Source organism: Aeromonas sp. 55A, from assembly GCF_051919665.1.
GTDB lineage: Bacteria > Pseudomonadota > Gammaproteobacteria > Enterobacterales > Aeromonadaceae > Aeromonas > Aeromonas veronii.
Map to the genome: position 1 here is coordinate 1,160,001 of NZ_JBQBEH010000008.1, position 12,099 is coordinate 1,172,099.

A 12,099-nucleotide genomic window follows, 5' to 3' on the forward strand; every position below is an offset into this window, starting at 1 on the left:
GCAAGCAGATAATTGCAAAAAGATGGCTTCCGCTGTTTGTTCGCTCACAAAGCCACCAATTGGCATATTAAACCGGCGAAATCAGCTCACTGCAGGCACCGCAACAGCAAAATCGTGCAGATTGTCATAGAGAGCATCGGCCAGCGCACTACCCGTTTCGGTCACCGGTTTACCGGTTCTGACCATGATCTTGTGACCGACCCCGGCATTGACGGCAGCTTTTAGATCGGAAGGCTTGTCACCCACCATATAGGAACGACTCATGTCGATCCCCAGTTCCTGTTGCGCCAACAGCAGCATGCCTGGTTCCGGTTTGCGGCAATCACAGGGGGCGCCGTGATCCGGATGATGGGGGCAGAAGTAGATGCCATCGAGATCCACATCCCGATCAGCCAGTGACCAATCCATCCATTCAGTCAGATTCATGAAGTCATCTTCACTGAAGTAGCCGCGGGCGATTCCGGACTGGTTGGTGACGACGACCAGCAGATAGCCTTTCTTTTTGAGGAGCTGCAGGGCGTCTATGACTCTGGGCAGAAAATGGAAATCATCGACCTGGCTGACATAGCCAGTGTCTTCATTGATGACACCGTCACGATCCAGAAAAATGGCGGGGTTGCTCACGGAAACTACCTCTATCAATGGTTTTGCCCAGTATCTCACAGGCCATAAATAGCCCCAAAAATAAAAGGGGTGGCCGAAGCCACCCCTTTTCATGTTTGTATATAACGAATCGATTAGGCGATTACGCTAGCTACAACACCAGCACCTACGGTACGGCCACCTTCACGGATAGCGAAACGCAGGCCGTCGTCCATCGCGATCGGAGCAATCAGGGTAACAACCATTTTGATGTTGTCGCCCGGCATTACCATCTCTACGCCTTCCGGCAGTTCGATGGTACCGGTCACGTCGGTAGTACGGAAGTAGAACTGCGGACGGTAGCCTTTGAAGAACGGGGTATGACGACCACCTTCTTCTTTGGACAGTACGTACACTTCAGATTCGAACTTGGTGTGCGGCTTGATAGAACCCGGCTTGGCCAGTACCTGACCACGCTCTACGTCTTCACGCTTAACACCACGCAGCAGCGCGCCGATGTTCTCGCCTGCACGACCTTCGTCCAGCAGCTTACGGAACATTTCAACACCGGTACAGGTGGTAGAAACGGTATCTTTGATACCAACGATTTCTACAGTCTCACCTACTTTAACGATACCGCGCTCTACACGACCGGTAACTACGGTACCACGGCCAGCGATAGAGAATACGTCTTCGATAGGCATCAGGAACGGCTGGTCAATCGCGCGCTCCGGCTCCGGGATGTAGGTATCCAGGTGGCCAGCCAGCTCGATGATCTTCTCTTCCCACTGAGCGTCGCCTTCCAGCGCTTTCAGTGCGGAACCACGAACTACCGGCAGGTCATCACCCGGGAAGTCGTACTCGGTCAGCAGTTCACGAACTTCCATTTCAACCAGTTCGAGCAGCTCTTCGTCATCAACCATGTCACACTTGTTCATGAACACGATCATGTACGGGATACCAACCTGACGACCCAGCAGGATGTGCTCACGAGTCTGCGGCATCGGGCCGTCAGTCGCTGCTACTACCAGGATCGCGCCGTCCATCTGGGCAGCACCGGTGATCATGTTTTTAACGTAGTCGGCGTGACCCGGGCAATCTACGTGGGCGTAGTGACGGGTAGCGGTGTCGTATTCTACGTGGGAGGTGTTGATGGTGATACCACGCTCACGCTCTTCCGGTGCCTTGTCGATCTGGTCGAAGGCGAAAGCTTTACCACCGAAGTGCTTGGCCAGCACGTTGGTGATAGCTGCAGTCAGGGTGGTTTTACCGTGGTCAACGTGGCCGATGGTGCCGACGTTTACGTGCGGTTTATTACGCTCAAATTTTTCTTTAGACACGACGTAGTCCTTCTAGGTTAAACCCGCCTACCGTCGTAGGCGGGGAATCTTAAATTACTTGGATTTGCGCTCTTCGATCACGGCTTGTGCAACGTTGGTCGGTGCATCGTGATACTTGGCGAATTCCATGGCGTAGGAAGCACGACCCTGGGTAGCGGAACGCAGTGCAGTTGCATAACCGAACATTTCGGCCAGCGGCACCAGAGCACGTACGATCTTGCCGGACGGGCCATCTTCCATACCTTCGATCAGGCCACGACGACGGTTCAGGTCACCGATAACGTCGCCCATGTAATCTTCCGGAGTTTCAACTTCTACTTTCATGATCGGTTCGAGCAGAACCGGGTTGGCTTTCATGAAGCCAGCCTTAAAGGCCATGGAAGCAGCGATCTTGAACGCCAGTTCGGAAGAGTCGACATCGTGGTAAGAACCGAAGTGCAGACGCACACCCAGATCCATAACCGGGTAACCAGCCAGCGGACCAGATTTGAGCTGCTCACGGATACCTTTATCAACACCCGGGATGAATTCACCAGGAATGACACCACCTTTGATGTCGTTGACGAATTCGTAGGCTTTGCCTTCTTCCAGCGGGTACATGTCGATAACAACATGACCGTACTGACCGCGACCACCAGACTGCTTGGCATGCTTGCCTTCGATGTCTTTAACGGTGGTACGGATGGTTTCACGGTAGGCAACCTGCGGCTTACCTACGTTGGCTTCAACCTTGAACTCGCGACGCATACGGTCAACGATGATGTCCAGGTGCAGCTCACCCATACCAGCGATGATGGTTTGACCTGACTCTTCGTCAGTCCATACGCGGAAGGACGGATCTTCCTGAGCCAGACGGCCCAGAGCCAGACCCATCTTCTCCTGGTCAGCCTTGGTTTTCGGCTCAACCGCGATAGAAATTACCGGCTCCGGGAATTCCATACGCTCGAGGATGATCGGTGCGTTCGGGTCACACAGGGTGTCACCAGTGGTCACGTCTTTCAGACCGATAGCAGCAGCGATGTCACCAGCGCGTACTTCTTTGATCTCTTCACGCTTGTTGGCATGCATCTGAACGATACGGCCAAAACGCTCGCGCTTGTCCTTGACGGAGTTCAGCACGGTGTCACCGGAGTTGATCACGCCAGAGTAGACACGGAAGAAGGTCAGGTTACCAACGAACGGGTCGGTAGCGATCTTGAACGCCAGAGCAGAGAACGGCTCGTCATCAGAAGCGTGACGCTCGTCCTTGGTCTCGCCGTCCATTTTCAGGCCGTCGATAGCAGCAACGTCGGTCGGAGCCGGCAGGTACTCGATCACGGCATCCAGCATTGCCTGTACGCCCTTGTTCTTGAACGCGGAGCCACAGGTTACCAGGATGATTTCGTTGTTCAGCACGCGCTGACGCAGAGCACCCTTGATCTCTTCCTCGGTCAGCTCTTCGCCGCCCAGGTATTTTTCCATCAGGTCTTCAGACGCTTCAGCAGCGGCTTCAACCAGATTCATGCGCATTTCTTGCGCCTGTTCCAGCAACTCGGCTGGGACGTCTTCGTAATCGAAGGATACGCCCTGATCAGCTTCATTCCAGTTGATGGCTTTCATCTTGACCAGGTCAACAACGCCCTTGAAGTTCTCTTCAGAGCCGATGTTCAGCTGAAGGGGAACCGGAGTACCTTTCAGACGGGTCTTGATGTGCTCAACACAGCGCAGGAAGTTGGCGCCGGTACGGTCCATCTTGTTGACGAACGCGATACGGGGAACCTTGTACTTGTTAGCCTGACGCCATACGGTTTCAGACTGTGGCTGTACGCCACCTACGGCACAGTACACCATCACGGCACCGTCCAGAACACGCATTGAACGCTCTACTTCGATAGTAAAGTCAACGTGGCCCGGGGTATCGATGATGTTGATACGGTGCGGTTGGAACTGTTTACCCATACCGGACCAGAAAGCGGTGGTCGCGGCGGAGGTGATGGTGATACCACGCTCTTGTTCCTGTTCCATCCAGTCCATGGTGGCAGCGCCATCGTGAACTTCACCGATCTTGTGACTTACACCGGTGTAAAACAGTACGCGCTCGGTAGTAGTAGTCTTACCGGCGTCAATGTGAGCGGAGATACCGATGTTACGATAACGCTCAATGGGGGTTGTACGAGCCATTGTCATCCTCTTACTAAGGCGCTTGTCCCTAGATAATTAAAGGTGCGCAGAGTCAAAAGACCCTGCGCAAGCGGATTACCAGCGGAAGTGAGCGAAGGCTTTGTTCGCTTCAGCCATACGGTGAACGTCTTCACGTTTCTTGACAGACGAACCCTTATTGTCAGCGGCATCCAGCAGCTCGCCAGCCAGACGCTGAGCCATTGATTTTTCACCACGTTTACGAGCGGCATCAACCAACCAGCGCATTGCCAGGGCATTGCGACGTACCGGACGAACTTCTACCGGCACCTGATAGGTTGCACCACCGACGCGACGAGATTTAACCTCGACCGCCGGACGAATGTTATCCAGAGCTTCTTCGAATACGGCCAGGTGCTCTTTGCCAGATTTGGTGGCAATGATGTCCAGGGCGCCATAAACAATGGCTTCTGCAACAGATTTCTTACCGTCAACCATTACTACGTTGACAAATTTAGCCAGCAGCTCTGATCCGAACTTGGGATCTGGCAGGATTTTACGCTGACCAACAACACGACGTCTTGGCATTTCAAATTCTCCGTAACTTCAGGGATTACCCAAAACTAGAAAGCTATCTAACTAGAAACGAATTAACGTTTGGCCTTACTTAACGGAGAACCATTAAGCTTTAGGACGCTTCACGCCATACTTGGAGCGAGCCTGCTTACGGTCTTTAACACCGGCACAGTCCAACGCACCACGAACGGTGTGATAACGAACACCTGGCAAGTCTTTTACACGACCGCCACGGATCAGAACAACAGAGTGCTCTTGCAGGTTGTGACCTTCACCGCCGATGTAGGAGGTGACTTCGAAGCCGTTGGTCAGACGTACACGGCACACTTTACGCAGTGCAGAGTTAGGCTTCTTCGGGGTGGTGGTATATACACGAGTGCATACGCCACGCTTCTGAGGGCACGCTTCCAGCGCCGGCACGTTGCTTTTCACAACGAGCTTGATGCGTGGCTTGCGAACCAACTGGTTAATAGTTGCCATCAAAAGGCTCCTGATAATGACTTCATAAACGTGTGGAAAATCCTCCCCGCAGATACGGGGACGCGAAATTTTATGCCCTGTTGTCTGGGGAGTCAAGATTTATACAATTTGCGTCACAAAAGGGCAATTCGGATCCGTTTGCTTTCACGACATCACCTTGAATTTTCTTGAAAATATGCTTCTCAGCCACCCCAGGTGCGCGGGGAACCTTTTTGCGCAATCAGTGCCACCAGACCCGCCATATCGAGCACATTGCCCACCCGATGCTGCAAACCGCGAGCTTGCAGATCTTCCTGCATCACATAAAGCGGGATACCCGCCAGCCGCGCGCTCCACTGGGGAGCCGATGCCGCAATCACGGCATCCTGCATCAGTACCAGCTCATCCTCGGGCTGAAGGTATGAGAGCGCCTCTGCCAGAGCCTGACTCTGAAAGGGGGAGTTCAATATCAGATGCAACATGGAGACCTCAAAAGCTGATGTGAGTCGAACACTGTGCCCAGCGCTGAGCCAGTTCCTGGCGCGGCAGACTCTCAACGGGGATCAGCAGATCATCCACTGTCACGCCACGCTCTGCCAGCGAGTCAGCACAAACATAGACCTCTTCAATGTCGTAGAGTTCCAGCATTTTGAAGGTGGGCGCGTAGTGGCGCTGCAAAATGGCAGCTGGTTGCTGATCCTTGAGCAGTTGCAGCACGCCGTCCCCAATCAGGAAGAGGGCCAGCTCATCGGTCATGGCAGAGGTGGCCAACAAGGCATCCAGTCCTTCCCGGCCGGCGGCATGGCCATGGGGGCCACGACTGCAGATAAAGGCGATTTTCTTGCTCATGACTCCCCCTAGAACTGAACCAGCCGATCGGCGGTGAGCGCCGCCTCGGCCAACTGGCCCAGACCGCTCAGACAAAATGGCGGTTGCAGATTGAAGTGTACCTGCCCTGCCCCCTTGGCTTCCTGTTCATCGAGCACACCGCGTCGCATGGCGGCAGCGACGCAGACGTCGATACGGATCCCCTGCTCTTCTGCCAGCTCTCGCCACAGACGCACCAGGTCGGTCTCATCGGATGCAGGCAGATGCAAACCGTTGCCGTTGCAGACCCCGTCCTGATAGAAGAACAGGTGGGACAAGGTCTGCCCCTGTGCCAACAGGGTGCGGGCAAAACGATAGGCGGTGCTGGCCGATTGGGTGCCATAGGCAGGCCCCGTGACCAGGATGGCAAAACTCAGACTCATAGCAGGACTCCTGTGCTGACCCGGTCCATTTTACGCCAAAAACAAAAAAGCCCCTGCCAGGAGGGGCTTGATTCGATCTGTTGATCAGAGATGGGCAATCGCCTCGACCTCGACCAGCACATCTTTCGGCAGACGGGCCACCTCCACGCAGGAGCGGGCTGGCGCAGCATCGCCAAAGTAGCGGGCATAGACCTGGTTGAAGGCAACGAAGTTGTTCATGTCACTCAGGAAGCAGGTGGTTTTGACCACTTTGCTGGCATCGGCACCCGCAGCGTGCAACACGGCAACCAGATTCTTCATCACCCGCTCGGCCTGCTCTTCAATGCCGCCAGCCACGATTTCCATGGTGGCAGGATCGAGCGGGATCTGCCCGGAGGTGAAGATCATCTCGCCAACCTTGGTAGCCTGAACATACGGACCAATCGCGGCAGGCGCCTTGTCGGTTGCAATCACTTCTTTAGCCATTCATCTATCCCCTTCTGGAATGAGTTACTCGTTCTCGTCTTCACCCTGCTTGCGCTGTCGGATGTAAAGATAAACAGTATGTTTTGAAATATTGAGTTTGTCCGCCACCAGATTGATCGAATCCTTGATGTCGAAAATGCCCTTCTCGAACAGCTGGGTCACGATGAAGCGGTTCTTGGCATTGTTGGCCACGGTGGGATCGCGATTGATCTCGTCGATGGTGTTATCCACCGTCTGGGCAACCAGCTCTTCGACACTGTTGGCGAAGGTCTCTGGTGACTGACGCGCCGCCTGCTGGGGCGTTGGGAAAAATTCGGCCACGAACTCGTGGAAAGGCGCATTGATGTGCAGGTTGATGCAGATAAGCCCCACAACTTGCCGCTCGCTGTTGCGAATGGCGATGGTGCTCGACTTCATCAGCGCGCCGGTACGGCTGCGAGCGAAATAGCTCTGGGTGTAATCCTGGCCGGTGCTCTCGATATCCTTGAGCATGCGCAGGGCGAGATCGGTGATGGGCGCCCCGAGGGTGCGTCCGGTATTGAAGCCGTTGGCGATCTTGATCACCGACTCGTGCAGATTTTCCAGGGAGTGGAGAACCACTTCACAATGCTTGCCGAACAGCTCGGCCAAGCCATCGATGAGCCCATCGTATGAGCGCAACAATTCCCTGTCTTCATCTGTAAAAGTGCGGCTGATCAGCTGTTCTTCGGGAAGCATGGCTTCCTCGATACCGACAGTCATGTTCTACCCCTGTAATAACCATTCAACTTTCCCGAGTTTTAAATTGCAGGGAAGTAAAGTCAACTTTTTTTGATTTTTTACTCTACAACTTTGCTCTGGATCATCCTGAAACCCGCGCTGCGTCTACCTTTGCCGAGGAATTGGCCAACAAAAAGGGCTCCTTGAAGGAGCCCTTTTTAATCACGGATGACGAGTTACTCTTCGTCGAAGCTACCGGCTGCGTTCAGCAGATCCGCCAGGTTCTGCTCCGCTTCATCAGCGGTCACCTGCGGGGTACCAACAGCACGAGCTGCGGCAGCACGCTGGTTGATCCGGCTGTGGTGGTAGGCAAAGCCGGTACCAGCCGGGATCAGACGACCCACGATGACGTTCTCTTTCAGACCACGCAGTTCATCACGCTTGCCACCTACGGCGGCTTCGGTCAGAACGCGAGTGGTTTCCTGGAAGGAAGCCGCGGAGATGAAGGACTCGGTGCTCAGAGATGCCTTGGTAATACCCATCAGAACATGACGGTAGGTCGCAGGGGTCTTGCCCTCGGCAACCAGCTTACGGTTGGCAATCTTCACACGAGCCACTTCAACCTGTTCGCCTTCGATCAGATCGGTATCGCCAGCGCTCAGGATCTCGCACTTGCGCAGCATCTGACGAACGATGACTTCGATGTGCTTGTCGTTGATCTTAACGCCTTGCAGACGGTAAACGTCCTGCACTTCGTTGGCGATGTAGTTGGCGACCGGGCTGATACCGCGCAGACGCAGGATGTCGTGAGCAGACTCAGGACCGTCCGCCAGCACTTCACCCTTCTCAACTTTTTCACCTTCGAACACGTTCAGGTTACGCCACTTCGGAATCATCTCTTCGTAGACGTTGCCACCATCGGTCGGGGTGATGACCAGACGGCGTTTGCCCTTGGTCTCTTTCCCGAAGGAGATGGTACCGGAGATCTCGGAGAATTGCCGGTTCCTTCGGTTGACGTGCTTCGAACAGATCCGCAACGCGCGGCAGACCACCGGTGATGTCCTTGGTACCGCCGGACTCTTGCGGGATACGCGCTACCGCGTCACCCACGCCCACGTTGGCACCATCTTCCAGGTTCACGATCGCCTTGCCCGGCAGGAAGTACTGGGCGGCTACATCGGTACCCGGGATCATCACGTCTTTGCCGTTCAGGTCGACCAGTTTCACGGTCGGACGCATCTCTTTACCGGCGCTCGGACGCTCGTTGACGTCCAGAACAACGATAGAAGAGAGACCGGTCAGTTCGTCGGTCTGACGAGTGATGGTCACGCCATCGATCATGTGTTCGAACTGCAGGCGACCTGCCACTTCGGTGATGATCGGGTGGGTGTGCGGATCCCAATTGGCAACGGTCTCGCCAGCGCTCACGGCCTGGCCGTCCTTCACTTCCAGCACGGAACCGTAAGGCAGCTTGTGGCTTTCTTTGGTACGGCCCATGTCGTCCATGATGGTCAGTTCGGTAGAACGTGATGTGATAACCAGTTTGTCATCGCTGTTGTGAACGAACTTGGCGTTCTGCAGCTTGATGGTACCGGTGTTCTTGACCTGGATGCTGCTTTCAGCAGCAGCACGAGATGCAGCACCACCGATGTGGAAAGTACGCATCGTCAGCTGGGTACCCGGTTCACCGATGGACTGGGCGGCGATAACACCTACAGCCTCACCCTTGTTAACCAGGTGACCACGGGCCAGATCACGGCCGTAGCAGTGAGCACAGTTACCGAAGTCGGTTTCACAGGTGATGGCAGAACGTACCTTCACACGGTCAACGGAGTTACGCTCCAGCAGGTCACACAGCTGCTCGTCGAGCAGGGTGTTGCGAGCAACCAGGATCTCGTCCTCGGTACCCGGCTTGATGACATCTTCTGCCACCACACGACCCAGCACGCGCTCACGCAGCGGCTCGACCACGTCGCCACCCTCGATCAGCGGAGTCATCCACAGACCGTCGGTAGTGCCGCAATCGTCCTCGGTGATCACCATGTCCTGCGCCACGTCTACCAGACGACGAGTCAGGTAACCGGAGTTCGCAGTCTTCAGTGCGGTATCCGCCAGACCCTTACGAGCACCGTGGGTAGAGATAAAGTACTGCAGTACGTTCAGACCTTCGCGGAAGTTCGCGATGATCGGGGTCTCGATGATGGAGCCATCCGGCTTGGCCATCAGGCCACGCATACCGGCCAGCTGACGGATCTGGGCGGCGGAACCACGCGCACCAGAGTCGGCCATCATAAAGATGCTGTTGAACGAGGCCTGCTCTTCTTCTTCACCCAGCGAGTTGACGTTACGCTCTTTGGACAAGTTCTCCATCATGGCCTTGGAGACGCGCTCGTTGGCGCTGGCCCAGATATCGATAACCTTGTTGTAACGCTCGCCCGCAGTTACCAGACCTGACAGGAACTGGTCCTGGATCTCGGCAACTTCGGCTTCGGCTGCCGCGATGATGTCTTTCTTGGCATCCGGGATGACCATGTCATCGATACCAACGGAAGCACCGGACAGGGCCGCGTAGTGGAAACCGGTATACATCAGCTGGTCAGCGAAGATAACGGTGTCCTTCAGGCCCTGCTTGCGATAGCAGGTGTTCAGCAGACGGGAGATGAGCTTTTTGCCCAGCGCCTTGTTGGATACGCACTTGATCCAGTTCTGCGGATTGGCATCCAGATCAGCCTGTTCTGCAGCAGTCAGCACCTTCGGCTCGTCGATCAGGGCGTATTCCATACCTTTCGGCAGGATCAGGCTCAGGATCGCACGACCAACGGTGGTGTTCTTCATCTCGGTGTGTTCACGCAGAGAACCGTCTTCCTGACGCAGGTATTCGGTAATGCGTACTTTCACACGAGCATGCAGATCGGCCAGACCGGCGCGATATACTTTCTCGGCTTCTTTCGGGCCGGCCAGCACCATACCTTCGCCTTTGGCGTTGATACGGGCACGGGTCATGTAGTACAGACCCAAGACCACGTCCTGAGAAGGAACGATGATCGGCTCACCGGAGGCAGGCGACAGGATGTTGTTGGTAGACATCATCAGCGCACGCGCTTCCAGCTGGGCTTCCAGGGTGAGCGGTACGTGGACCGCCATCTGGTCACCATCGAAGTCCGCGTTATACGCAGCACAAACCAGCGGATGCAGCTGGATTGCCTTGCCTTCGACCAGAGTCGGTTCGAATGCCTGGATACCCAGACGGTGCAGAGTCGGTGCACGGTTCAGCAGAACCGGGTGTTCGCGGATCACTTCGTCCAGGATATCCCAAACGACAGCTTCCTCGCGCTCCACCATCTTCTTGGCGGCCTTGATAGTGGTCGCCAGACCGCGGGTTTCCAGCTTGCCATAGATGAACGGCTTGAACAGTTCCAGCGCCATCTTCTTCGGCAGACCGCACTGATGCAGACGCAGAGTCGGGCCTACGGTGATAACGGAACGACCGGAGTAGTCGACACGCTTACCGAGCAGGTTCTGACGGAAACGACCCTGCTTACCCTTGATCATGTCGGCCAGGGATTTCAGCGGGCGCTTGTTGGAACCGGTGATGGCGCGACCGCGACGGCCGTTATCCAGCAGCGCATCGACGGACTCTTGCAACATACGCTTTTCGTTGCGCACGATGATGTCCGGAGCAGCCAGATCCAGCAGACGCTTCAAGCGGTTGTTACGGTTGATCACGCGACGGTACAGATCGTTCAGATCGGAAGTCGCGAAACGGCCGCCGTCCAGCGGTACCAGCGGACGCAGGTCCGGCGGCAGCACAGGCAGCACTGTCATGATCATCCACTCCGGCTTGTTGCCGGACTGCAGGAAAGCTTCCATCAGCTTCAGACGCTTGGTGGTCTTCTTGCGCTTGGTCTCGGAGTTGGTTTGATCCAGCTCCTCACGCATGGTTTTGACTTCACCTTCCAGATCGATAGCGCGCAGCAATGCCAGGATTGCTTCGGCACCCATCTTGGCGTCAAATTCGTCGCCCCACTCTTCCAGCGCATCCAGGTACTGCTCTTCAGAGAGCATCTGGCTGCGTTCGAGGTTGGTCATACCCGGCTCGATTACGACGAAAGATTCGAAGTAGAGCACGCGCTCGATGTCGCGCAGGGTCATGTCCAGCAGCAGACCGATACGGGACGGCAGGGACTTCAGGAACCAGATGTGGGCAGTCGGGCTGGCCAGCTCGATGTGGCCCATACGCTCACGACGGACCTTGGTCTGGGTCACTTCAACGCCGCACTTCTCACAGATCACGCCACGGTGTTTCAGGCGCTTGTACTTGCCGCACAGACACTCGTAGTCCTTCACCGGTCCGAAGATGCGGGCGCAGAACAGACCATCACGCTCCGGCTTGAAAGTCCGGTAGTTGATGGTCTCAGGCTTTTTGACCTCACCGAATGACCAGGAGCGGATCATGTCAGGAGAGGCCAGACCGATCTTGATACTGTCAAACTCTTCGGTCTTGGTCTGAGCCTTCAAAAACTTGAGTAAGTCTTTCACGTGTTTCCCCTGTCAGGAGTCTAACCTCGGCGCCCCGGCTGCCAAAACAGCGGGGCGCCCACGTCAATTCT

The 12,099-nt window shown here is 55.5% G+C and carries 10 protein-coding genes and 1 pseudogene; all 11 read right to left on the bottom strand.

The window, feature by feature from the left end; genetic code table 11:
* Nucleotides 1-81: 81 nt before the first annotated feature.
* Nucleotides 82-624, bottom strand: coding sequence for a D-glycero-beta-D-manno-heptose 1,7-bisphosphate 7-phosphatase (gmhB, locus tag ACTG2G_RS09400; RefSeq protein ID WP_421386837.1), 543 nt, complete (start codon nucleotides 622-624; stop codon nucleotides 82-84).
* Between the two features lie 113 nt (nucleotides 625-737).
* Nucleotides 738-1,922, bottom strand: coding sequence for an elongation factor Tu (gene tuf, locus ACTG2G_RS09405; protein WP_005339879.1), 1,185 nt, complete (start codon nucleotides 1,920-1,922; stop codon nucleotides 738-740).
* Nucleotides 1,923-1,976: 54 nt separating this feature from the next.
* Complete coding sequence (gene fusA, locus ACTG2G_RS09410; RefSeq protein ID WP_021229318.1) at nucleotides 1,977-4,082, bottom strand: elongation factor G; 2,106 nt, start codon at nucleotides 4,080-4,082, stop codon at nucleotides 1,977-1,979.
* A 75-nt stretch (nucleotides 4,083-4,157) separates the two neighbouring features.
* Complete coding sequence (gene rpsG, locus ACTG2G_RS09415) at nucleotides 4,158-4,628, bottom strand: 30S ribosomal protein S7 (protein ID WP_005339911.1); 471 nt, start codon at nucleotides 4,626-4,628, stop codon at nucleotides 4,158-4,160.
* 93 nt (nucleotides 4,629-4,721) lie between these two features.
* Entirely contained in the window at nucleotides 4,722-5,096 is a 375-nt protein-coding gene (gene rpsL / locus ACTG2G_RS09420; RefSeq protein ID WP_005306278.1) for a 30S ribosomal protein S12, read from the bottom strand.
* A gap of 182 nt (nucleotides 5,097-5,278) precedes the next feature.
* Nucleotides 5,279-5,557, bottom strand: coding sequence for a sulfurtransferase complex subunit TusB (gene tusB / locus ACTG2G_RS09425; protein ID WP_005339909.1), 279 nt, complete (start codon nucleotides 5,555-5,557; stop codon nucleotides 5,279-5,281).
* 7 nt (nucleotides 5,558-5,564) lie between these two features.
* Nucleotides 5,565-5,924, bottom strand: a complete 360-nt coding sequence (gene tusC, locus ACTG2G_RS09430) for a sulfurtransferase complex subunit TusC (RefSeq protein WP_421386833.1) — start codon at nucleotides 5,922-5,924, stop codon at nucleotides 5,565-5,567.
* Between the two features lie 8 nt (nucleotides 5,925-5,932).
* Complete coding sequence (gene tusD, locus ACTG2G_RS09435; RefSeq protein WP_421386831.1) at nucleotides 5,933-6,325, bottom strand: sulfurtransferase complex subunit TusD; 393 nt, start codon at nucleotides 6,323-6,325, stop codon at nucleotides 5,933-5,935.
* Nucleotides 6,326-6,409: 84 nt separating this feature from the next.
* Nucleotides 6,410-6,790 carry a RidA family protein gene (locus tag ACTG2G_RS09440; protein ID WP_005339904.1) on the bottom strand — a complete coding sequence of 127 codons (381 nt, stop codon included), beginning with the start codon at nucleotides 6,788-6,790 and terminating at the stop codon, nucleotides 6,410-6,412.
* Nucleotides 6,791-6,814: 24 nt separating this feature from the next.
* On the bottom strand, nucleotides 6,815-7,531 hold the full coding sequence (locus ACTG2G_RS09445; protein ID WP_005339902.1) for a helix-turn-helix transcriptional regulator: 717 nt from the start codon (nucleotides 7,529-7,531) through the stop codon (nucleotides 6,815-6,817).
* A gap of 194 nt (nucleotides 7,532-7,725) precedes the next feature.
* Nucleotides 7,726-12,028, bottom strand: a pseudogene (gene rpoC / locus ACTG2G_RS09450) (DNA-directed RNA polymerase subunit beta').
* Nucleotides 12,029-12,099 lie beyond the last annotated feature (71 nt).

Excerpts from the sequence above, each read along its gene's own strand:
- fusA (WP_021229318.1), bottom strand. The coding sequence starts at position 4,082 with ATGGCTCGTACAACCCCCATTGAGCGTTATCGTAACATCGGTATCTCC.
- rpsG (WP_005339911.1), bottom strand. The coding sequence starts at position 4,628 with ATGCCAAGACGTCGTGTTGTTGGTCAGCGTAAAATCCTGCCAGATCCC.
- rpsL (WP_005306278.1), bottom strand. The coding sequence starts at position 5,096 with ATGGCAACTATTAACCAGTTGGTTCGCAAGCCACGCATCAAGCTCGTT.
- tusB (WP_005339909.1), bottom strand. The coding sequence starts at position 5,557 with ATGTTGCATCTGATATTGAACTCCCCCTTTCAGAGTCAGGCTCTGGCA.
- tusC (WP_421386833.1), bottom strand. The coding sequence starts at position 5,924 with ATGAGCAAGAAAATCGCCTTTATCTGCAGTCGTGGCCCCCATGGCCAT.
- tusD (WP_421386831.1), bottom strand. The coding sequence starts at position 6,325 with ATGAGTCTGAGTTTTGCCATCCTGGTCACGGGGCCTGCCTATGGCACC.
- ACTG2G_RS09440 (WP_005339904.1), bottom strand. The coding sequence starts at position 6,790 with ATGGCTAAAGAAGTGATTGCAACCGACAAGGCGCCTGCCGCGATTGGT.
- ACTG2G_RS09445 (WP_005339902.1), bottom strand. The coding sequence starts at position 7,531 with ATGACTGTCGGTATCGAGGAAGCCATGCTTCCCGAAGAACAGCTGATC.